Annotated in this window: 20 protein-coding genes; 8 read left to right on the forward strand and 12 right to left on the reverse strand. The window is 48.8% G+C overall.

Going from position 1 to position 21848, the window contains the following annotated elements:
- Window positions 1-181: 181 nt before the first annotated feature.
- The 4 genes from ACFQI7_RS22190 to ACFQI7_RS22205 form a co-directional block, all read right to left on the reverse strand.
- Window positions 182-1216, reverse strand: coding sequence for a polysaccharide deacetylase family protein (locus ACFQI7_RS22190; protein ID WP_218101010.1), 1035 nt, complete (start codon window positions 1214-1216; stop codon window positions 182-184).
- Window positions 1217-1461: 245 nt separating this feature from the next.
- Entirely contained in the window at window positions 1462-3015 is a 1554-nt protein-coding gene (locus ACFQI7_RS22195; protein WP_218101009.1) for an ATP-binding protein, read from the reverse strand.
- A gap of 471 nt (window positions 3016-3486) precedes the next feature.
- Entirely contained in the window at window positions 3487-4785 is a 1299-nt protein-coding gene (gene melA, locus ACFQI7_RS22200) for an alpha-glucosidase/alpha-galactosidase (RefSeq protein ID WP_218101008.1), read from the reverse strand.
- A gap of 135 nt (window positions 4786-4920) precedes the next feature.
- Window positions 4921-5349 (reverse strand): disulfide oxidoreductase, encoded by a 429-nt coding sequence (locus ACFQI7_RS22205; RefSeq protein WP_218101007.1) that lies wholly within the window; start codon window positions 5347-5349, stop codon window positions 4921-4923.
- A gap of 55 nt (window positions 5350-5404) precedes the next feature.
- Here ACFQI7_RS22205 and ACFQI7_RS22210 point away from each other — a divergent pair, with 55 nt between their 5' ends.
- Window positions 5405-6262 (forward strand): AraC family transcriptional regulator, encoded by an 858-nt coding sequence (locus ACFQI7_RS22210; protein ID WP_218101006.1) that lies wholly within the window; start codon window positions 5405-5407, stop codon window positions 6260-6262.
- A gap of 75 nt (window positions 6263-6337) precedes the next feature.
- Window positions 6338-6862 carry a hypothetical protein gene (locus ACFQI7_RS22215; RefSeq protein WP_218101005.1) on the forward strand — a complete coding sequence of 175 codons (525 nt, stop codon included), beginning with the start codon at window positions 6338-6340 and terminating at the stop codon, window positions 6860-6862.
- A 98-nt stretch (window positions 6863-6960) separates the two neighbouring features.
- On the opposite strand, the gene ACFQI7_RS22220 is transcribed toward ACFQI7_RS22215, so the two are convergent.
- From ACFQI7_RS22220 to ACFQI7_RS22230, 3 genes are all read right to left on the reverse strand, one after another.
- Entirely contained in the window at window positions 6961-8142 is a 1182-nt protein-coding gene (locus ACFQI7_RS22220) for a glucose 1-dehydrogenase (protein ID WP_230415325.1), read from the reverse strand.
- A 5-nt stretch (window positions 8143-8147) separates the two neighbouring features.
- A complete protein-coding gene (locus ACFQI7_RS22225; RefSeq protein WP_218101003.1) occupies window positions 8148-10187 on the reverse strand; it encodes a glycoside hydrolase family 15 protein in 2040 nt (679 codons plus the stop codon).
- Window positions 10188-10320: 133 nt separating this feature from the next.
- The gene (locus ACFQI7_RS22230; protein WP_218101002.1) at window positions 10321-10758 is read right to left on the reverse strand and encodes a hypothetical protein; all 438 of its coding nucleotides are present in this window, start codon (window positions 10756-10758) and stop codon (window positions 10321-10323) included.
- 167 nt (window positions 10759-10925) lie between these two features.
- On the opposite strand from ACFQI7_RS22230, the gene ACFQI7_RS22235 reads away from it, so the two are divergent.
- Both ACFQI7_RS22235 and ACFQI7_RS22240 read left to right on the forward strand, forming a co-directional pair.
- Window positions 10926-11600 (forward strand): helix-turn-helix domain-containing protein, encoded by a 675-nt coding sequence (locus ACFQI7_RS22235; RefSeq protein WP_218101001.1) that lies wholly within the window; start codon window positions 10926-10928, stop codon window positions 11598-11600.
- A 1043-nt stretch (window positions 11601-12643) separates the two neighbouring features.
- Window positions 12644-13294, forward strand: coding sequence for a hypothetical protein (locus ACFQI7_RS22240; protein ID WP_377517613.1), 651 nt, complete (start codon window positions 12644-12646; stop codon window positions 13292-13294).
- A 1-nt stretch (window position 13295) separates the two neighbouring features.
- Here the strand turns inward: ACFQI7_RS22240 and ACFQI7_RS22245 are convergent, their stop codons facing one another.
- The gene (locus ACFQI7_RS22245) at window positions 13296-13889 is read right to left on the reverse strand and encodes a CPBP family intramembrane glutamic endopeptidase (RefSeq protein WP_377517615.1); all 594 of its coding nucleotides are present in this window, start codon (window positions 13887-13889) and stop codon (window positions 13296-13298) included.
- A gap of 970 nt (window positions 13890-14859) precedes the next feature.
- Between ACFQI7_RS22245 and ACFQI7_RS22250 the strand changes: the two genes are divergently transcribed.
- The 4 genes from ACFQI7_RS22250 (at window position 14860) to ACFQI7_RS22265 (ending at window position 18661) form a co-directional block, all read left to right on the forward strand.
- Window positions 14860-15408, forward strand: a complete 549-nt coding sequence (locus ACFQI7_RS22250) for an accessory gene regulator B family protein (RefSeq protein ID WP_218102885.1) — start codon at window positions 14860-14862, stop codon at window positions 15406-15408.
- A 4-nt stretch (window positions 15409-15412) separates the two neighbouring features.
- Complete coding sequence (locus ACFQI7_RS22255) at window positions 15413-15535, forward strand: cyclic lactone autoinducer peptide (RefSeq protein ID WP_218102884.1); 123 nt, start codon at window positions 15413-15415, stop codon at window positions 15533-15535.
- Between the two features lie 70 nt (window positions 15536-15605).
- Entirely contained in the window at window positions 15606-17414 is a 1809-nt protein-coding gene (locus ACFQI7_RS22260) for a putative bifunctional diguanylate cyclase/phosphodiesterase (RefSeq protein WP_218102883.1), read from the forward strand.
- Window positions 17415-17512: 98 nt separating this feature from the next.
- Window positions 17513-18661, forward strand: a complete 1149-nt coding sequence (locus ACFQI7_RS22265) for a phosphodiester glycosidase family protein (protein ID WP_218102882.1) — start codon at window positions 17513-17515, stop codon at window positions 18659-18661.
- A 45-nt stretch (window positions 18662-18706) separates the two neighbouring features.
- On the opposite strand, the gene ACFQI7_RS22270 is transcribed toward ACFQI7_RS22265, so the two are convergent.
- The 4 genes from ACFQI7_RS22270 to selD form a co-directional block, all read right to left on the reverse strand.
- Window positions 18707-19072 (reverse strand): YtxH domain-containing protein, encoded by a 366-nt coding sequence (locus ACFQI7_RS22270; RefSeq protein ID WP_218102881.1) that lies wholly within the window; start codon window positions 19070-19072, stop codon window positions 18707-18709.
- 7 nt (window positions 19073-19079) lie between these two features.
- The gene (locus ACFQI7_RS22275; protein ID WP_218102880.1) at window positions 19080-19529 is read right to left on the reverse strand and encodes a DUF948 domain-containing protein; all 450 of its coding nucleotides are present in this window, start codon (window positions 19527-19529) and stop codon (window positions 19080-19082) included.
- Window positions 19530-19669: 140 nt separating this feature from the next.
- Complete coding sequence (gene mnmH / locus ACFQI7_RS22280) at window positions 19670-20698, reverse strand: tRNA 2-selenouridine(34) synthase MnmH (RefSeq protein WP_218102879.1); 1029 nt, start codon at window positions 20696-20698, stop codon at window positions 19670-19672.
- A gap of 88 nt (window positions 20699-20786) precedes the next feature.
- The gene (selD, locus tag ACFQI7_RS22285; protein WP_377517668.1) at window positions 20787-21839 is read right to left on the reverse strand and encodes a selenide, water dikinase SelD; all 1053 of its coding nucleotides are present in this window, start codon (window positions 21837-21839) and stop codon (window positions 20787-20789) included.
- Window positions 21840-21848 lie beyond the last annotated feature (9 nt).

Below are 21848 nucleotides of genomic sequence, written 5' to 3' on the forward strand. Positions count from 1 at the left end.
CTTTGTCTTAGAAGTAATGAAACCATTATAGTTATAAGTTATGAACGATTGAAACGAAAGGTACCATGACGATCGGGACGGTAGACATGCCCGAATCTTATCATATTATCAAAACCGGGTAAAAAATAAAACCCGCTGTTGCAGCAGCGGATGATGTATTTTCAAATGAGTGCACAATCGATTATTTGGGCGGATCGATGTCGGTTAACAGCGCGAATTCGTAACCGGCCTTTTTTACGGCTTTAATAATCCGATCAAGCGCCTCAATATTTTCGGGAGAACCCTGGTGCATCAAAATAATATTGCCGTCATGCAAATTATTCATAATATCGTTATACGGATCTTCAGCTCCGTTCTTGCGCGGTTCCCAGTCGCGCATCGCAGTCGACCAGAAGACCGAGGAGTATCCCATGTCCGAAACCAGCTTTAATATATGCGTATTATATTTTCCGTAAGGAAAACGGAAATAAGGCTGAATGTCTTTGCCTGTCACTTCTTTGTACAGCTTCTCGTAATCTTGAATCTCTTTGCGAATCTGCTCGTCCGTTTGCAGATTCATATCGGTATGCGTCATCGTATGATTCGCCACCAAATGGCCGTCCGCCACTAACGTGCGAACGAAATCCGGATCTTTCTTCACGTTGTATCCGGCAATGAAAAAGTTGGCTTTGGCGTCGTTATCCTTGAGCGACTTCACCAGCGTAGCGGTGTCTCCGAGCGGACCGCCCGTATCGATCGTCAAATATACTTTCTTCCCGGTCCCTACCCACAATGCCTTCATATCTTTGGTAAACGATTTCGTTTCGTGCGGAAAATCGGGAACTTGTCCCTTCTTCTTCTTCATATAGTACCAGGAAAGTTCTTTCCGGTTGCCGGGATCGGATTTCGACGATTCCTTCGAGCCCCCGTATACGGAGCTCGTCGCCGTCTGCGCAGGGGCCGTCTTTACCGGCTCTTTGCTTGGCTCTTTGGCCGGTTCTTGCACCGGTTCCTTCATCGGCGGTTCCTTCGCCTTGTCATCCTTCGGCGTCTCCGTATTGATCGAAGTTGCCGGAGGCGAGGGAATGACCGGATCCGGCGGATGAACTTGGTTGTTCACCGAATGGCCTGGCGTATCCTTCGAAACTTGAGCGGCTTGTTCCCGGTTCGAACTGCAGGAAACGAGCAGCGCGGCAATCGTCGCTGTCAATATGAAGCTTCTGGCCGTTTTCTTCATCGTATGTCCCCTTCCGACAATCGCGCAACCTCGCCGGTGCGGCTGCAAGCTTCATCGCTTGTCCATCCTGCCAACGATTCAGCGCTTTACCGTCCACTGAAGGTCAGTAAGCTTAGCCTGTGCGCAAAGCGAATTCCTGTTCGTATCTATAATTTTACCAAACGACGCATGTTCTGGCAACGAAAACTGCCGGCTGCCCAGGAGATGGGCTGCATCAAGACAGACTCACAAGCCGATCCTGGGACCTATAGCATGGCAGATGAGTTGATTTCTTCAAAGGCCTGCTGCAGCGTTGCCTTCGTTTTGATTCTGTCATTGAATTGAATGCCGAGCTCAACCATCGTATTTGCAATCTCGGGACGTATCCCTGTAATGACGGCGTTGCATCCCATAAAGCCGATTCCGTTCAATATTTTAAACAAATGATCGGCAACGGTCGCATCCAGGAACGCTACGCCTGACATGTCGATCAATAACGTCTGGATTTGCAGCTTCCCGATTTGCTCCAGCACTTTCTCACGGATCATCTTTGCCCGGTGCGCATCCACCGCCCCCAGCAAAGGCAAGATGGAAATGGAAGAAGACAGCGGGATGATCGGTACGGAGAGATCGTCAATCATCTCCTTGTGGGCTTGGATCAACTCATCTTTGATGGTCGTATAGCTGACGACAAATTGCCGTAGAAATATATCCAGCATGCTGTTGATCTGCCTTTCCTGCGAATAATAGCTCTCCCTTGTAACGGCGGCCCCGCTCAATCGGTCAAAATTGTACAGGAAGCTCCAGAGCACCTGACGAATCGATTGAAACCATTCCAATTTGACGGACAGATTGAGCGACGGCTGTTTGGCCCATAACTCCCCTTCTTCTTTGGCGAAATTCATAATTTCGTAATGCTGGTTGCGAATCAGATAGATGACCAGTTTATGGGCATTTTGCAAAAGGTCGATGTTGCCGATGGTTTTGATATCGACAAGCAGTTCTCGAAGATTAACGGCCTCGTCCAGCAATGATTCTTCGAACACTTCTTTGTTGTGGAGCATGAATTCTTCCAGGCTCATCTCCGAATGATATACCAAGTCCAATTCAACCACTCCCGTTACCCTCGATATTTCAATCGGAACTCTAATTCGAAAAGTGGTTCCTTGGGACTCGACGCTGTCTACATCAATCGTCCCGCCATGCTGATAAATGGTTGAGAACACTTGCACGAGACCCATACCCGTACCTTCCGATTTCGTTGAAAAAAACGGCGTCCCCAGCAGCATCAGCTTCTCTTTCGGAATGCCGCTCCCCGTATCGGAGATCACGATCTGGACGTGCTTCCCGTCTACATCCAAACGATGACGGACGACAACGGTCCCTTTATCTTGAATCGACTCGAATGCATTTTTTATAACATTGAAAATGGCACGTTTAAGCTGATTTTTCCTCCCCATAATTTCCAGCTCAACATCCTCGTACTTCCGTTCGACCCGGATCTTATACATTTTGTCTTGAAATAAGTTCAACAAAGCGTCCAGCTCCACGCACAGACTCATCCTTTGATACGGTTCGTCATCCAGGTCCGGTTTGGAGACGTTAAGCAAATCTTGCAAGGTGGAAATGGCGTTATCCAATTCCTGATGGGCTATATCTAAGTATGTATGAGGAGATTGTTCCTGCAGCAGCTGCAGGAACCCTTTAACCGCCGTGAGCGGATTGCGAACTTCATGGGCGATTCCCGCCGCAATTTGCCCGACCGACGCAAGCCGCGTTAAATGATTGTTTTGTTCGTCAGACGTATCGTTTCGTTGCATGTCATCGCTCCTTTCATTGAAGATTCGATAAGCGTCTCGTCCGTTAACGGATTGCCTTGGGCACCAAGCCCTCATCCTCATGCCATAGCAAGGCGATCGCCAAGCGCGCGACCACCATTGCCGATCTTCCATCCGTTGTAATTTGAAGTCGCTTCATGAAACGGAACTAAAAACAGCGGATAACATAGTACAATCCTGCCGTGGGACGGCAGGATATCAACTTCGAATTTAAAATCGTACCCTGGCGGCGGTTGCACGGATGATGTATAAACTGGAACGAGATGGATATATATTATATTATCTATTATATACCAAAGCATTAGGAGTTACTATGCATCCATTCCAAATGAAAGCGCTTCCTTTTAAAAAAAAGCGCGACAAACCGTTAAGCATCATACGCTGCCGTCCGGTCGCATGATTGCATAAACGCCGAAAAGAACCGCGGCAGCGGTTCTCTTCGATATCATCCTCTTAGTGAAATTTCGGCAGCCAGTCGCCATGCGCTTCGATCAAATCGTCGCAAAGTGCAACGATATCGTCGATCGACAGCTCCGCTGCAGTATGCGGATCCAGCAGCGCGGCGTGGTAAATATGCTCTTTCTTCTTCGTAATCGCCGCTTCCAGCGTAAGCAGCTGCGTATTGATGTTGGTGCGGTTCAGCGCGGCGAGCTGCGGCGGCAAATCGCCGACGTAGGTCGGAGTTACCCCGCTGGAATCGACCAGGCATGGAACTTCCACGCAAGCTTCCTTCGGCAAGTTCGTGATCAGACCAGTGTTCATGACGTTGCCGCCGATTTTGTACGGCACGTTCGTTTCCATCGCATCGAAGATAAAGGATGCGTACTCCTTCGAACGGTTGTGCTCCAAATTTTTGTTGTTGACAAGCTCTTCACGCATCGTCTTCCATTTTTCGATTTGACGGATACAGCGTCTCGGATATTCGTCCAGCGGAATGTTGAACCGCTCGATCAATTCCGGGTAATTTTTCTTGATGAAATACGGATGGTACTCGGCATTATGCTCTGAAGATTCCGTTACATAGTATCCAAAGCGGAACATGAGCTCGAAGCGAACCATGTCCTTGTGAATTTCCTTCTGCTTTTCCTTGGCGAGACGTTTGATTTCCGGATACAGATCGACGCCGTCCTTAGTAACTTCAAGCAGCCAGGCCATATGGTTGATGCCGGCGATTTTCGTCTGTACGCCGGCCGTATCGATCCCCAGCGTCTTGAACAGATGCGGCATGCACACCTGCACACTGTGACACAGTCCGACGGTTTTCACCCCGCCGTATGTAATCATGGCGTTCGTCAGTACAGCCATCGGGTTTGTATAGTTGAGGAACCAGGCATCCGGACAAACTTCCTGAATGTCTTTGGCAAAATCGAGCATGACCGGGATCGTGCGCAGGTTGCGGAAAATGCCGCCGATGCCGAGGGTGTCCGCAATCGTCTGGCGCAAGCCGTATTTTTTCGGAATCTCGAAATCGGTAATCGTGCACGGATCGTAGCCGCCGACCTGAATCGCATTAACGACATACTTCGCGCCGCGCAGTGCTTCCTTACGGTCGGAGTATGCTTTTACTTTGCAGCCGCTGCCGAGCGATAATTTGAGGTTGTTCAGCATATTTTCCGAGTCTTTCAGGCGCACCGGATCGATATCGAACAAAGCAAGCTCGAATTCTTGCAGCGACGGGGTCATCATCACGTCACCCAGCACATTTTTTGCGAAAACCGTGCTTCCCGCACCTAAAAAAGTAATTTTTGACATTCGTCCCTAGCCTCCCGGTTTTTTGGGTTATTGTAAGTATCAAGCCACGATTTGACTATACTCCTACTCCGCGGGAATGCATATGGACACAAACCATTTATGTATGGACAAATGTAGTGCGTTACATCTGCTAGATTATTTCCGATTGGCTACCCAAGTCAAAATTTGCAGCACCGTAATGATCACAAAGGCAGTCAAAGCGAGGAATGGAATCGTCACGAATCCGAACCAATTGATGAAATCGACATCGCACGGGACCGGGCCGCAGGCGGCTGCGCCGCTTTTAAACCAATCCGTCTTTTGCATCAGATAGTGATAGAGCGAAATGCCGGCCCCCCATACCGTCATCGGCAAAATGTACAAGTACATATGTCGTTCCTTGCGCACAGCGGCGATGCCCAGTATAATCACGAGAGGATACATTAAAATGCGCTGATACCAACATAGCTTGCAGGGCGTGTAATGCATGATTTCCGAAAAATAAAGACTTCCGAGCGTTGCCGTAAGCGCTACGACCCACGATAGATGCAGTCCGTTCTCCCGGACAAATGTTTTCCAATTCATATGTAGGATTCTCCCTTCTTCTTCCATCATATCAGAACTGTGCGAGGTGATCCATATGGTACATGTTCATCATTTTTCCGCGTTTAATCCACAGCCGGATCGGGGAGAGCTGACGGTTTTATTCAGCGGACACGCCCAAACCAAACCTTCCCACAAAGTGGGGCCGCAGGTGCTCGATTATCATTTGGTACATTTGGTTATGTCGGGCAAAGGCGTCTTTCGCTGCCTGGGCCGGGATTATCGGCTGGAGAAGGGGCACAGCTTCTTCATTTCGCCAGGAGAGCTTGTCAGCTACGCATCCGATGAGACGGAGCCTTGGAGTTACCGCTGGATCGGCTTTAAAGGTTCCCGTGCGGATGAATTCGTGCAGCAGTTCGGCGTAACTCCGCAGCAGCCGGTCACTGTGTCTAGACATCAGCGCAGGATGGCGGCGCTGTTTCACCGGATCGAGAGAACGCTCCAGACGGGCGTTGCCGGCGCCGATATGCAAGCCGGAGGCTATTTGCGGCTGCTATTCGCTGAGTACGCCCAGGATCAGGCGGAGGAAGACGTGCCGAACGAGGAAGCGTCCGCGATCGGCCAGCAGGTGGAACAAGCGATTCGCTGGCTTACGTTGCAGTATTACCAGCCGATCTCAATCGAACAGATGGCGCAGTCTCTCGGCTACCATCGAACGCATTTATCCAAAATGTTCAAGCAGCACACCGGCTTGTCGCCCATGCAATATTTGCTCAAAATTCGCATGGAGCGTGCCAAGCTGCTGCTGCAGGAACCGCTGACCGTCGAACAAGTCGCATCCTCTGTCGGTTTCGTCGATGCGCTATACTTCTCGAAACAGTTCAAAAAGTGGTTCGGCAAGTCGCCCACCGATTATCGTCACGATCAGGGGTATAATCCGTACGACTGTATGTAAAGCGTGCAACTTTATGTCAAACCTCCCCGTCTGAAGAGTAGCACAATCATGACATGACCGGGGGAGATACCACTTATGCGTCAGAAACCGTATTTCTTTTCCAGAAGGACGACCGCCTTCCTGACGCTTCTTTTGCTGCTTATGGCTTATTCGCCGCGCGGAGTGCATGCGCTCTCATGCTCCAAAGGACCGACAGTGGCTGAAGAATTCGAGCGGAGCACGGTCGTGTTTCGCGGCACCGTAGTGAAAGAGAATAACGACAAGCTTACGTTTCAGGTTCGGGAAAGCTGGAAAGGTGTTGTCGGCTCCTGGATTCAAGTACAGGTAAGCACGATTTGGATTCCGATGCAACGAGGCCAAGAGTACTTGGTGTACGCCACGGATCAATCAGGCAAGCTTACCGCTAATTTGTGCGGAAGAACGGACCTTTGGGAGAAGAGTAAGCTGGATGTCGCTTCGTTCCCGAACGGCAGCACGTTCCCGGCGCCGCCCCGCTATCCCGAACTGCACTGGGGCATCCCATTGTTCGCTTCCGTAGTAACCTTGAGCGGCATTGGCGCCGGCTTATATATTCGGTATGCCCGGAATCGCCGCCCCTAGCCGTCGTTGTTTTTTCCAAACCGGCATATCGCGCTGCCTTTAAAAAATCGCACACACAAAAGCCCATCCGCTATCGGAATGGGCTTGTTCAAATGGAATTAGACAGAAAAACTGTAAACCGCTTCACCGCCGGCTTGATTGACGAGCTCCGTCCACTGTTCCTGCGGTACAAGATCTATGACCGCTTTGATGCCGATCCGGCTGAAGTCCAGCCCGGATACATCCTCCAGCTTCAACCGGTCCGTCACAAGTCGCCGGAGCAGGCCCGGAAACTTCGCTTCGATCTGCTGCAGACGGAACAGTCCGGTCTCGAAATCTTTGCGCGACGCGTTCACTGAACCGAGCACGCACTTGTTCTCGAGCACTAGTCCCTGATTGACCCGATCGGCGGGGAGCTGGATGCTTCGGTTGCCCGGCGTAACGCCGAGCAAAGCGAGCACGCCGTTCGGCCCGAGCGCCGTCATCGCCTCGAAGGCGAGCGGGCTGTAGCCCGTGCATTCGAAGATGAGATCTGCGCGCTTGCCCGCTTGGCGCAAGTAGTCGTTCAGCGATGCCGATTCGCTGCCACTGTTGCTTTCCGCCTCCTTGTACACCACACCGCAGTCCCGAACCAGCGCGGCTCCCGCCGAATCCTGCGGCGATTTCGACCAGACGATCGTTTCCAGCCCCAGGCACCGGCAAGTGAACGCCGCGAGCAAGCCTAGCGGCCCGGAACCGAGCACGACCGCCGTTTGGGGCTGCCATACGAGACGCTGCTGGATCCGCTGCACCTCATCCCACACTTTTTCCACAATGCTTTGCGGCTCGGCAAGCACACCGTATGCCATCGCTGAGACCGGCACTTTAACAAGGAATCTTGCGTCTTCGACGTAATATTCCGACAAATAGCCGTTCGCGCCTTTGATTCCGCGTTCCACGTAATTGCCGCTCTCGCAAAAATCTTGCTGGCCGTTGCGGCAAGCCGTACAGTCCGGATCGGAGCACGGCCTGCGTACCAAGGCGCAAACCGCATCCCCCGGCTTCAAGAAGCTGTCCGTGGCGGCTTCCACGACAACTCCGAGCGACTCATGCCCGATCGTAAGCGCGGTTTCCCCTGCCGGAGGAACGCCGTACTTTTCCGTTACAATCTCGCGGTCCGTCCCGTCCAGGCCAACACACAGGACGCGCACCAAGACGTCCGAAGGCGTGCGCCGCTCCGGCCGCGCCACATCACACAGCTCGAGCCGCTTTGCCCCGGGGGCCGACTCCGCGCCTTCCGCAGCCAGCCCGGTTACACGCACCGCCTTCAATTCCGCTCACCCGCTTTTTGCAGCAGTTTCGCATCGCTCTGGTCCTCTTTGCCGCGCGCCTGATACCGGAACAGCTTCAGCTTGGCCATATATTCCTGCGCCACCTTTATGAACGAAGCGTGCGACCACGTCAGCGGCGATACAGATAACGGCTCGCCTGTGAACGGATTCACCTGCTCCGCAAGGATGCCGGAATAGAGCGAATGCCGTATCGTCCATTTCAGAAGGTCAGCCGCTTCTTTCATCTCCGCCTCGCTCTTTGCTACGGCAATTACCCATTCCGCATACCAGAGCGTGCAAATAAACCAAGGATTGCCCGGCACTTTCGCCGTATCTTTCGTCACCTGATGGTAGTAATCATTCGTGTAGCGGGCCAGCCCGCCTACGTCCGTCTGAACCCACAACCGCTCCCGAATCGCCTTCATCGTCGATACGACGCGCGGGTCTTCCGCAGGAAGCAGCTCAAAATCGAACACCGCATACATGCTCGCATCGAGCGTCAAATCCTGATCATTCGCTTGCTTCTCCTCGTTCCAATACAGCGACCGAACGAACCGGTTTTCCGCTTCGAAGAACATTTGCTCCTCTACCGCTTTTTTCACGCGCTCCGCCTGCTCTTTATAACGTCCGGAGCGCTGTTTGTCCCTGAAAGCCTTCGCGAATCCGGACGCCGCCAGAAGTCCCGCATATACGCTCGCTGCCGTAAACAAATGCACCCCGTAACGCTCCTCCCACAAATCGTAGGAAGGAAGCGGCAATCCGGAGGCGTCCACATAAGACGATATGAAATCGGCCGCTGGAACGACCAGCTGCTCATAATCTTCGCGCGCCTCGTCCAACGTACGCGCCAGCTGATGATGGTGCCACAGCGTATACAGCACAAGGGCCGTTTCATCCTCCTGGATCGGGAGCTGCTTCTCGCCTTTCGCATTGATCCTCGGATGCCAGCTGGAGCCGGCCGACCCGTCGGGATTATATTTGTGCTGCAAAAAACCTTCTTCCGAAATCCCCCGCTTGCAAAATTGAAAGAAACGTCGGGTTAGCGCATGGTACCCGGATCGGTCCAGCGCGTGCGCAATCAAGGCGCCGTCTCTCGGCCACATGTACGAATACGTATCTTTTGCGAATTTCATAATGTCCGAGTCGTTGGCCGCGATGATCGCTCCGCGGTTATCCATATTCGTTCGAATGATCAGCAAGCTTCGCTTATAGAAGGAAGCCATCTCCTCATCCAGCAGGTTCAGATCATGACGCTCTTGCCCGAGCCACTGCAGCCAGTAGTTGTACGTACGCTGCAAAAATGCATGCGGACCTGCGCTCCGCACCTTCTGTTCGAGTTTCCTGATGTCAGGAAGCGATTTGCCGAAGCAAATCCAGAACCACGCCACTTTCGACCCGTTCGCCGGGACGTTCAGTTCCAGCTCGACGGTTCCGTCGACCGAGCCTTGCGCAATCGGGTTGCGTCCGAGCTGCCCGTCCTCCGCGTCGCGCCACGTGCCTTCCAAGCGGTTCATTTCCTTTTGACCGATCGCGTAAGAGGATATCGCCGCTCCCGGCTTGTCCGGCGAAAGACACGATAACGACAAATACCGGTGCCCCTTATAAAACACAAGCGATTGGAGCTCCGGCTCGAAGTAGACGGTGTCGCCCACACCGTTTCCATACAAGTGCAAATCCAGATGGAAGTACAGCTTCACCGTTCGCTCGCGGTCCCAATGATTGTCGATCACAACTTTGCGAATGAATGCGTTTTCCTGCACATCTACGCCGTCGCGCAGCGTAAGCGTCAGTCCTAACCGCTCATGCTTGCAGTCGACATGCGTCACCATGGAATCGTTCAAGTATCCGCCTTGCTTTTTCAACTCGGGATGATCAATCCAGAAAAAGTCCTCTGCCGTCCACACCCCAAAATGGGACAAATGGTCGAGCGCTTGATTTTCTTGACCCACAAAAGGATAGTAAATATCCCGAACATTATAGTGCGTGTCAAAATTGATCAGCACCTCTCCGTTACCAATGGGCAAATCCCTTGCCATAATGCTCAACTCCTTCCTCGCTCTTCCTAATTTCCCCACGTGTGGAAGCAATTTATGCATTATGATTTTGGTAAACTGGAGAACGGCAAAAAGACCGGCATGGGCCAGCCCGGAAAGACGAACCCTTATCCCGTTATTTTCGTTTGCGCGCATTCTTAACCAGCGTCATTCTCCGCGTATGGCGGAGCCAGGCGTAATAAGATTTCAAATCCCTAAGTTCGATATCTTCGGATATGCGGCCAAGAAACGTAATTACAATCATTTTATGAAGCGGATTGCCTGCGATGTCCGTTTCATCTTTCAGTTCCTTGAACTCGGCGACCATGACCAGGTCGTTATCGATCAAAAATACGTCGTTTTCATTCGGATAATACGGCTGGACCCGGCTCAGCTTCAATTTGTCCCAGAGATAGCCGCAAATCTGCTCGACACCGCCTTGATCCGTTTCGACGCGCTCGTCCCACCGGCTTAAGGCATGACTTGTGAGGACGATATCTGCAATCTTAAAACCATTCAATTCGACGTGAAAAGATTCATAGGTGCTGAATCGGCTCATATTTTTGTCTCTCAACGGTTCTCCCCCCTCTATCTACTTTCTGAAAGATATTACTTTTAATGTAGTATCTATATTACGGGGAGTCAATAGATGGTTAGTCAGATTAATAATCTTTTTGATTTGCTGTTTCTTTTCCGCCTTCCGTTCAGTACAATAGAAGATGATGAGAGGAGTCGATTTTGGTGGGACAACCTATTGTTAATTTTGGAAAATTTCTGGAAAGTCTGCGGGGTTCCATGTCTTTACGAGAAGCAGCCAGAAAAAGCGGCCTGTCTCATGCGTATATCCGAGACCTGGAGCTGGAGCGCAACCGTTCAACCAATGACCGTATCACCCCTTCGCCCGACACGCTTCAGAAACTGTCGGTAGCATACGGTTATCCATATATGGATCTAATGATCAAAGCAGGTCATCTTGTCAACGGAGACCTTGCTCCTAATCCGACCAAAGACTCGGAAGCGGAAATGAATCTCGATCTGAAACATGTCCATTACATCGAGATCGGGAATAAAGATGCGACGTATTATACGAGTCAAGAGAAGCTGGTGCACAGCATCGAATCCTTGCTGGATTTCAGCGCATTTTTGGACAAGCTGGAGGAGCACAATTTCAAGAAACTGGATGCCGATCTTTACGTGAATTTCAATCAAATTCGTTATTACGACGAACGCCGCGGCATGTTATTTTTCGATGAAGACGGAAACGGCCGGGGCGTCACGATATCGGCGATCAAGCAGCGCAAGTATCACGACCTCATTCTCCGCAATGTTGCAGTCAACACGAGCAAGAGCCTCGAATTCTCGTTTGGGAAATCCGGCACGCAAATCTCGTATACAGCGTCTGAGAAAAACGTTTAAGAACGAAAGATAACCGGCGATAAGGATCATTTCTGCCTGTTTCGAACATCCTACAAAAAAACATCATAGAAATAGCGTTTGTAACAGCCAGTATGGGGATACGGCTGGTTTTTTTTCGGTTTCAACCATCGCTTTATCCAGTTTTGGAAATTTGTTGGGAGAGAATTTTTTACGAATGGTCCTTACATTTCATTCGTTATACTAAGAAGGAGATGAGAGAGTAATTCGCATGCAATCTATGTGTATCTGGGAGATGAACTTGATACGTTGGGGATCGACTTTTGAACGAATCGGTAGCTTAGCGGAGTACAGCTCGGTACATTTGATTAGACAAATTAAGTCTTAGGGGGCAACATGGTTAACTATTTGTTTTTGTTAGTATCATTCTTTATGTTCTGGGTTTCAATGCTTATATTTACGCTTATTCTGTTTAGACAAAAAATGAAGGACCATACATACAAAATTATCATGTGCTCGCTTTTAATGACGCACGTTTCGATAATATCTTTTACATTACAATCCTTAAAACTGCCTAATTATATGATTCTGTTTCAGCCGATATGTTTTATCATTTTTTATTACTATATTTTCAGAATTCAATTCCTTCATACAATAACAGTTACCTTGGCTGTTTATATGGTTAATTTTATTGCAGAATCGTCTCTCTACTTGATTTACACCCGATTCCATTTAGAAAAATTTTTGGAACTAGCTCAAGCAGATGAAATATTGCCTCTTTTTTATCTTTTGATAGTCAATGTCCTGCTTTCAATTGCTTTATATAAGTTCAGAATTGGGTTTACATTTGTTCCGTTTCGAAAAATATCAAATTTTAAGCTATCTCACATTAAACGCAATACTGCTTTCATGGTATTATCAGGTTTATTCATCGTAACCTTTGGGACATCCACTCTATTTTTCTTACATACAATCGTATTGTTTGGTTTAACTTCAGTAAGCACGTTTATGATTCTATTATTCCATCATTTTTATACTCGTGAGATCGAAGAATGAGTATTTAATTTAAATCAATAGGAGGATTTATGCAATATTTTTGGATACTAATATGCGGTATGTTTTTAGCTTGGCCTTCATTTTTCATCATGTCTTTAGTTCTATTTAGACAAAAAGTACACGATCATGTGAAACCTCTGATCATCAGTTCGATACTTATGGGACATATCGCTTTGTTACTGCAATTATACCCCTTACAAATCGCAATCACATTGGTTCAACCTATTTTTTATATTTTTTGTTTGAGTTTTATATTCAAATTCAAGCTTTTTTACTCCACGATAATGGCGCTTAGTACATATTTTGTCGGTGCGGTTACAGAAATTTGTTTTAACGGATTGATAACAAATTTTAAATGGGATGCGTTTCTTGAAGCTCAGCAAAATGGAGTCATACTCCCGGCGGTTGCCGTCTCGCTTATCAATTTTGCCGTTGCTTACATACTAAATAAGACACGAATAGGATTCACATTTATCCCCCGGCAGAAACGATTGGATATTATGGATATTAAATTTAAAAAGAAAATGAACATTATTTTGGTGGTGCAGTTTTTGTTTGTATCCGTAGCCTGTGTTACTTTATATCGTTTTGAGCATCTGCTTATTCTGAACTTTATTATAGATGTGTTGTTATTAATTATTATTTTCCGTTTGCTCTATGTGAAAGAGTTAACCGACTAAATCAACCTCTTAGAGTGGTGACCAGTAGAGATATGAAGTTAATAGAGCTGTGTGCTGCCATCATTGGCAATATTGACTGGGATTTTTTATAAAAGTAACAAAAAATCATTCCGGTAATGAAATACCCGATAAATCGATTTAAATTAAAGTGACCTAAGGCAAATATGGTAGAAGATATACTAGAAGCAATCCAAAAATTCATAAATTTACTCAAAAAGGAAAAAATAATTTTTCGATAAACAATCTCTTCAGCGATCGGTGCAATAATGACTGCATATACGGGCATTATCGCGAAAGAATCCAATATACCGTCGTACGCCCCCACGGAAGTGCCAAAGATAATACTTGTAGCCGCCTGGGCATAAATCGAGAATTGAAAACAGTTAAAATAGGCCATGACATTCTGGCGACTTTTTAAAATCTTATTATAGTCGGTTAGTATTATATCCTCTCTCATACAATACCCGATCAAACTAATTACAATAATCGGAGCAAGTCCGATAAAATACTTATTGTTAAGTAAATAAAAGTCCGAAGGTCTCGGTCCGATGAACACAAAAAAGGCGATTAATATAAAAAGTTCTTTTCTGGTCATAATAATTCTCCAACAACTAAATTTAGTATTAGCGACTCGTAGATCGCCAGGTTTTACTATACGACATCAAAAAATTTATTGACAGCTAAAATATAAATCTGCATAATTCGACATAATGTGCTTGTGTACAAAATCAAAGTATACTAAACTAAAATTAACTGATAAAATAATCTAAAAAAAGCCTTCAAATTCGAAAGCAAATAAAAAAATTGTAGAAACCGTGACTTTTTAACTATATACTAGGTTCTTTTTTCCTTATAAAATATTGTAAAGGGAGTAAATGTTACGATGTCATTGGCAATTAAAATACTTTTATCTTCAATCGAGTTATCTGCAATGATCGTACTCTCTCTATCAATGTTCCGGTTTCAGTTTTATTATTATTTACATAAGATCTACGGCATTGCGTTATTAATGTCTATTATTAGTTTCTATTTTCGAGATATCAATCATGTAAGCAACTTGACTATTTTACCTGCTCTCACAGTTGAAATTATTCTTATAATGATAGTATATAGAATCCCTTTCTTCTACTCATTATTAATGTGTATTCCTGGTTTTGTAGCAGTCTCAATAATCGAATTAGCGTTATATGGAATAGGAAAGCAATTCTTACTATTCGATGAGTCCCAAGTTCGCGAATCTGCTTTATTACTCGGGTCTGTTCAAGTCTCAGCAACCATCATTATTATTTTTTTGATATATCTTCTTCAGCGAAGAAAGTTCGGTTTTTTATTTAAATCGAAGAACTTGGCTTCGAAATCAGCACTTAAAGGCTACAACTTCATATTGTCAGCGGTTCTCGTTTTAAGTCTCATACTGATTCAGCTTGAATTAATTTCTTGGTATCAGAACTCAGTCAGTTACATTATTACTATCGTTATGGTTATTATCTTTTTGATAGGTATATTTGTCGCGTACCGGCACAATAAACAAATCATAAGAGATAAATACGAGAGGCCTGTTAAAGATGAACTTGATCGATCGTTCCGCAACCAGAATAGCAAAGACAATCCGTGAGAACTACCCTCAGGCGGCTTCTGAACAAGTTTTAGTTTACGCGCTTAGCTTGTCAATAAACTCAATATTGGCAATAAGCACTACTTTGTTTATCTCTTATTTTACAAACCATTTCTTGGAATCGATAACCACTATAGGATGTTTCCTATTACTGAGATATTTTAGCGGAGGAGTGCATCTAAACTCTTCATTAGCATGTTGTCTGGTTACCATCCTTGTTTTGACGGTTTTAACTCATTTAAGTTTCAACTATGTTTTTCTAGGTTTAATCTTTGATATTATCAGCATTATCATTTTGTATCTTAAAGCGCCGCATGGCATACAAGATGTTAGCCGGATCAATCCAAAATATTATCCAGTTTTAAAATGGTTTTGCATTCTCTTTGTTTCCAGTAATTTCATTATTCACTCCCCCTTACTTTCAGCTACATTTCTAGTTCAAACACTGACATTGACACGAATAGGCAACTCCTTGTTCATATTACTTGAGAGGAGGTGAGGAGATGAAAAGAAAAATTGCAAAGATTGCAAATGTGGCGCTTTTGATCATAGCATCCCTGTTTGTCTTTACTAATTCTGCGTTCATGAATCGCCCTGAAACTCCTCAGGAACTGCTGAAAAAATAATACATATTTTTAATGACGGCTGCCGAGCCATCGTTCGGCAGCCTAATCTTTATCCCTTGGAGCTGAAATCATGCAGAAAATCCCCGTTACTCGGGATGGCAAAAGAGGGTCGGAACTTCTGGTTATTGACGCTGGCGACGTCGTGAAAATTGACCGAATTCGTGACCGGGAAGTGATCATCCATACCAAAGACGAGCAATATTACCTTGACTTTTCATTCGACAGCTTGGAAGAATGGTTGTTTGAGGACGGGTTTCGCCTGCTGGACAATACGAATATCGTCAATATGAATCATGTGCAGTCCTACGATTCGAAGAAAGGGGCCATTTATCTCACTTCGGATCATCGTAAACATGCCAAGACGGCCTCTGCCGCCCGCATTCACAAAGAGCATGTCGAGAACGCCGTTCAACTCATCAAGACCGGCGACTATGCTTCAACCGAACACAATCCCGAGCTGCATGAAGAACTGTTCGCCAAAATTGTTAGCGAAACGAACGACTACCATTTGCTTCGATCTTACGCTACCATTCGCGCGGTGAATGAGCGCAAACGGGCCGAGGAAAAGATCGTACATATGGCCTATCACGATTCGCTCACCAATTTGCCGAATCGTCTGCTGTTCGACAACAAGCTGAAAGCGCACTTTGAGGAATCGCAGCGAAACGGCAGTATGATGGCTATCGTCTTTTTTGATCTTGATCGATTCAAAGTTATCAACGATACGCTCGGCCATCATGTCGGCGACCAGCTTCTTCAGTTGCTGGCGCGCAAATTGCAAGTTTATGTAAAGGACAAAGACGTCGTAGCCCGTTTCGGCGGGGACGAATTCATCATATTATTAACGAATCTGACGCATGTCGATGAAGCCGCCCAATTTGCCAGAGGCATCCCAGACTTGCTTAAAGAACCGTTCGTTATTGAGAGCCATGAATTATTCGTAACCGCAAGCATCGGCATCAGCGTGTATCCGAATGACGGCGCCGAAACAGAAACGCTGTTGAAAAATGCGGATATCGCCATGTACCGTTCGAAAGAAAAAGGCGGGAACGCGTATCATTATTACCAACCGGATATGAACAAACGTTCGATGCAACGGCTCAACCTGGAGATACAGCTGCGGAAAGCGCTGGAGCGAGGCGAATTTCAAGTGTATTACCAGCCTCTTGTTAATCTGAGCAACGGCAGCGTGTTCGGGATGGAATCGCTTGTGCGGTGGCTCCACCCGGAGTGGGGACTCGTATCGCCCGCGGAGTTCATCCCGCTAGCCGAAGAAACCGGACTGATCGTACCGATCGGAAACTGGGTGCTGAAGCAATCGTGCCTGCAGAATAGGACTTGGCTGAAGATGGGCTATCCGCCGTTAATCGTATCGGTCAACATTTCGGCGATTCAATTCCATCAACAAAATTTCGTACAGATCGTCACAGAGACGCTGGAGGAGTCGGGCCTTGCCCCGGATCAGCTGTGTCTGGAGATTACGGAAAACATTGCGATGAACAACCTCCCGTACATTACCGATACGATGCAAAAGCTAAAAGCGCTCGGCGTACGCATTTCCATCGATGACTTTGGCACAGGCTACTCCTCGTTAAGTTATTTGAAGCGATTCCAGGTGCACACGCTGAAAATCGATCAGTCGTTTATCCGCGACATTACTTCCGATGAAGACAACGCCGCCATCGTCACCGCATTAATCGCCATGTCGCACCGTCTCAAAATCAAATCGCTTGCCGAAGGTGTCGAAACGAAGGAGCAGCTTGATTTTCTCATTACGCAAGGCTGCGACGAAATTCAAGGATACGTATTCAGTAAACCGATGCCTGCCTCCGACTTCGAGCTTTTGATCAAAGAAAACAAACAGCTGTACTTGAATTAGAAAAAAGCGGCAGAATTCTGCAACTTTTTTCTTTTTTTTTCGTTATTAATGATAAGCTGATCTCCGGCAATTACCTTTTATTCAGAAAGGAACCGCTTATGTCCGTACCTTTATCCGACAGCACGCGCACCCAACCCGCGACGGCTCTTGGTAACAAAAAGAAAAAGAGCAAGAAGCGCAAAACTTCCACACCGCTCGTTACTCTTTTCTTTTATACTTTATTCTTCATGTTCTTCTTCGGCATAATCGGCAGCATCTGGTTCTTTCTCACCGAATCTGGAACGAACGTCCGATTGTTGATGGCCGACACTCTGATCACGACACAGCATCGGCACTGGGCCAAATATTTGATCGGCAGCGAAGAGCTGGATAAGCGCGTGAACCGCTATTGGGCACAGTTTGACAAATACTCGGAAGTCGAGGACAAACAGCTTGTCCACATCGCCCCCGATCCGGTCGTTCCCGTAGTGGCAGAAGTCAAAAAACCGATCGTTGAAATCGAACCGATTCAAGGAACGAACTTCAAGGGCCATCTCCTCATCGTCAATGATCCGAAGAAACTGCGGATCGCCGTTCCCGGCAAAGTGGGCAAAGGGGAGAAAGTGTCCTCCATGGTGTCGCGTCTCGGAGCGGTGGCAGGTGTCAATGCCGGCGGTTTCGTAGACCCCGAATGGATGGGCAACGGCTTTCAACCTACCGGGCTTGTCATGTCGGGTGGCAAAATCTTTTATAATGACGGCGGCATGAACACGGCGAACCATATCGTCGGTATCGATAACGAAGGCCGCATGGTAGCAGGAAAATATTCACCCAACGAACTGATCAAGATGGGCGTTCAAGAAGCGGTCACCTTTGCGCCCAAGTTCATCGTGAACGGCGTCGGCCAGATCAAAAACCAGGCGGATGGCTGGGGGATCGCCCCGCGTACGAGCATGGCCCAAAAAGAAGACGGTACGATTATGTTCGCCATTATCGACGGCCGTCAGCCGGGACATAGCATCGGAGCCACCTTATTCGATATCCAAAAAATATTTCTCGAGCACGGCGCCGTCACGGCCGCGAATTTGGACGGGGGATCTTCGACCGTCCTTGTCAAAGACAATAAAATTGTCAACAAACCGGCAAGCGAATACGGAGAGCGCTATCTTCCTACCGCTTGGCTCGTATTCGACGAACCGGAGAAAGCCAACATCAAGAACATTTGGGAAGGTCTCGATCCAAGCAAAATCGACCCCTCCAAATGGTAAAACAACCCTGCTTGCGCGGCGATCGCACAAGCAGGGTTGTTTGGTTTATTGTTGTTCTTCCCGGTCGATCGCGGTAGCCGCAACGGAAGCTTCGGCGGCTGCCACCTCGTCGCCAGCTCCTTTGCTTTTGGCGAACGATTTGACCCCTTGCCCCGCCTGCACGGCAGCGTCCTTTGCTTTCCCGGCCCAATCGGAAGTCGTCTCTACGACGCTCGAGGCAAGCTGTTTCGATTTTTGAGCGACGTCCCCGGCGATTTGCTGGGTTTTCTCGCTGACTTGCTGATATCCTTCCGCAATATCGGCGCGCAGCTCACGTCCCGATTTGGGAGCGAACAGCAATGCGGATACCGCCCCCAATACCGTACCTACCACAGCACCAACCAACAAATCTTTGCCTTTATGTTGTGCCATTCCCACTTCACTCCTTCGATTTTGATCGCTTGCAAGCTTGCAGGCGATGCCAGAGATGAATTCCGGCGGTCGTCAGTTCCATCAGGTCGTTCACGGTATCCTGGTTATTATGTACGGCTCTTCGAGCTTCGAGAACCGAATGTTCCACCGTTTGCGACATGACCTTGACGGAGCGGGAAACGCGATTCATCGCTTCCCCTGTCTCGTTGGCCGCCTTGAACCATGCATCCGCAGCGGTCAGCTTGCCCTGCAAATCCTCTACCAGCACGGTAGAAGCCTTGAACAGCCGTTCCGATTCACCTGTCGTTTGCGTCACCTGCTGCTGAACCTCACGGAGAGCCGCTTCCGCCTGCTTTAAGGCAGCATCCGCCCGGCGAAGCAGCCTAATCCCATACAACGTCAGGATCAAGAAGGCAACCATACACACCGCTATACCGTATTGCCACCACAAATGCATCCACCTCCGTCCCCTGCAGCTTGCTTCTGGACGAATGCCCAATTGAGATAATATAGTATAAGACGGTAAGCCTTGTCTTGACACAGGAAACGATCATTTTTTTTGGGAAAGAAAAAAAGCCTCGCTGTGAAAGCCGGGACTTAGACTTGTTTTAACTGGGCTATGATTTGTTCAACGGCATCGTCCAAGGAGTCGGCTTGCAGACGAACCGGCTCTTTGGCGTACCGGCTTTCGGCATGCTCATACCGCGGATCGTAGTAATGCTGAAGCAGCAGCGCGACTGCTTCCTCGAATTGATTCAGCAGCAGATGGCGTTCAATCTCCGCAGCGACCGGCGTATGAATACGTCTTCGAATATGCTCGAAGGCCGCAATACATTCATCCTTATGCTCAAGCGGATGATAATCGTCCATAATATGCCTTACCCGTTCCTCCAAGGGCATCTCGACGATGATCGGTTTGCCCTCTTCTTTCTTACGGGCCAGAAATTCGGGCAAAACCGCTTTGCCGACCCGCTTGCTCTCGGCCTCCACCAAAATATACGGCTTCTCGTTTAGGCGCAGCAGCTCGTGCGCCAGCAGCGATTCGAACGTCTTCTGGTTGTTCGGCTTGAGTCCGATTTGACCGAAGATCGAGCCGCGGTGTCCGGCGAGATGCTCAAGATCCAGGACAGGATAGCCGCGTTCGGCCAGCTTACGCAGCATAAGCGTCTTGCCCGTCCCGGTGTTGCCGCCGATGACGATCATCTCCGGCTTCAGCTCGAAGGACTCCAGCAGGCCGGTGACCCACTGCCGATAGGCGCGGATGCCGCCACCTAGCCGGTATACGCGAATGCCCATCAGCGAGAGCAGCGTTGCCGTCGTCCGGCTGCGCATGCCGCCCCGCCAGCAAAACACCGCTTTGCGCGGCTCAATCGCTTCGAATTGCTTGATAAACGCCGGTAGCTTGGCCGAGACGATCTCGAGCCCGCGATGTTTCGCCGCCTCGATGCTCACCTGCTTATAGATCGTCCCGATTTCCGCCCGTTCTTCGTTCGTAAAGAGCGGGATGTTGCTGCTGCCGGGGATGGTGAATTCCTCATATTCCCCCGGGGAACGGACGTCGACAAGCGCCAGTTCCCGCTTGCTCTGCAGTTCCAGAAGTTCCTGCACATGGATGTCTTGAAACAAAAGGCTCGCTCCTTTGTGATATAACTAATACGCTCGGGTTCGACTCGTTTCACAAGTGGCGTGCTAAGAAACGAATCAGGCCAATGGACTACAATGACGGTTCCACGCGGATCTCGCCAGGGTGATCGGAAACGGTCTCTCCGATGATAGCTGCTTCAACGCCGGCACCGTACATATCGGCGAGCAGCGCCTCCGCTCGATCTGCGGCGACGGAGATCAGCAGCCCTCCCGACGTGACTGCGTCGCACAATATCCATTGGTCGATCTGGTCGATCGACGACGCGAAAGTAACCGTGCCTTCCAGATGCGCGTAATTATTCTTGGTGCCGCCGGGCACGAAGCCCGCTTCCGCCAGCTCGCGAACGCGGGGCAGCACCGGAACTTGGGCTTGCCCGATGCGTACGCCGACGCCGCTGCCCTTGGCCAGCTCGGCAGCGTGGCCCAGCAGGCCGAAGCCGGTTACATCCGTGCAGCCGTGCACGTCGTAAGGCTCCATCACTTCGGCAGCCGTTTTATTCAGCGTAGTCATCACTTTCGTAACCCGGGCGATCTCTTCCTCGCTCAAGGCGTCTTTCTTGATCGAGGTCGTCAAGATGCCGACACCGATCGGCTTCGTCAGGATCAGCTTGTCGCCGGGTTTTGCGCCGGTGTTCGTCTTGGCTTTGGCAGGATGTACGAGGCCCGTTACGGCAAGCCCGAATTTGGGCTCGTTGTCGTCGATGGAGTGACCGCCCACGAGCGTCGCGCCCGCTTCCTTTACTTTGTCTCCCGCCCCGCGGAGAATATCGGCTAGCACGCTTTTATCGAGCTTTTTGATAGGAAACGCTACAATGTTCAGCACGGTTAACGGCTTGCCGCCCATTGCGTAAATGTCGCTGAGCGCATTGGCCGCAGCCACTTGTCCGAACGAATACGGGTCGTCGACAATCGGCGTGAAGAAGTCAACCGTTTGAACCAAAGCCAGTTCATCCGTCAGCTTGTACACCCCGGCATCGTCGCTTGTATCCAGCCCAACGAGCAGGTTCGGATCCGGTTCGGCCGGAGGCAGCGTTTGAATGACCTGGTGAAGATCGGCCGGACCGATTTTACAGCCGCAGCCGCCTTTGGTGGAATAGGAAGTCAGCTTGATTTTCTCGCTCATCGTCATGTT

The organism is Paenibacillus allorhizosphaerae (assembly GCF_042659105.1).
Taxonomy (GTDB): Bacteria; Bacillota; Bacilli; order Paenibacillales; family NBRC-103111; genus Paenibacillus_G; species Paenibacillus_G allorhizosphaerae.

Coding starts and splice junctions, on each gene's coding strand:
- ACFQI7_RS22275 (WP_218102880.1), bottom strand. CDS start 19,529: ATGCATTTGTGGTGGCAATACGGTATAGCGGTGTGTATGGTTGCCTTC.
- ACFQI7_RS22245 (WP_377517615.1), bottom strand. CDS start 13,889: ATGACCAGAAAAGAACTTTTTATATTAATCGCCTTTTTTGTGTTCATC.
- selD (WP_377517668.1), bottom strand. CDS start 21,839: ATGAGCGAGAAAATCAAGCTGACTTCCTATTCCACCAAAGGCGGCTGC.
- ACFQI7_RS22215 (WP_218101005.1), top strand. CDS start 6,338: ATGCGTCAGAAACCGTATTTCTTTTCCAGAAGGACGACCGCCTTCCTG.
- ACFQI7_RS22260 (WP_218102883.1), top strand. CDS start 15,606: ATGCAGAAAATCCCCGTTACTCGGGATGGCAAAAGAGGGTCGGAACTT.
- ACFQI7_RS22240 (WP_377517613.1), top strand. CDS start 12,644: ATGCAATATTTTTGGATACTAATATGCGGTATGTTTTTAGCTTGGCCT.
- melA (WP_218101008.1), bottom strand. CDS start 4,785: ATGTCAAAAATTACTTTTTTAGGTGCGGGAAGCACGGTTTTCGCAAAA.
- ACFQI7_RS22255 (WP_218102884.1), top strand. CDS start 15,413: ATGAAAAGAAAAATTGCAAAGATTGCAAATGTGGCGCTTTTGATCATA.
- ACFQI7_RS22195 (WP_218101009.1), bottom strand. CDS start 3,015: ATGCAACGAAACGATACGTCTGACGAACAAAACAATCATTTAACGCGG.
- ACFQI7_RS22265 (WP_218102882.1), top strand. CDS start 17,513: ATGTCCGTACCTTTATCCGACAGCACGCGCACCCAACCCGCGACGGCT.
- ACFQI7_RS22205 (WP_218101007.1), bottom strand. CDS start 5,349: ATGAATTGGAAAACATTTGTCCGGGAGAACGGACTGCATCTATCGTGG.
- ACFQI7_RS22210 (WP_218101006.1), top strand. CDS start 5,405: ATGGTACATGTTCATCATTTTTCCGCGTTTAATCCACAGCCGGATCGG.
- ACFQI7_RS22250 (WP_218102885.1), top strand. CDS start 14,860: ATGAACTTGATCGATCGTTCCGCAACCAGAATAGCAAAGACAATCCGT.
- ACFQI7_RS22270 (WP_218102881.1), bottom strand. CDS start 19,072: ATGGCACAACATAAAGGCAAAGATTTGTTGGTTGGTGCTGTGGTAGGT.
- ACFQI7_RS22190 (WP_218101010.1), bottom strand. CDS start 1,216: ATGAAGAAAACGGCCAGAAGCTTCATATTGACAGCGACGATTGCCGCG.
- ACFQI7_RS22225 (WP_218101003.1), bottom strand. CDS start 10,187: ATGGCAAGGGATTTGCCCATTGGTAACGGAGAGGTGCTGATCAATTTT.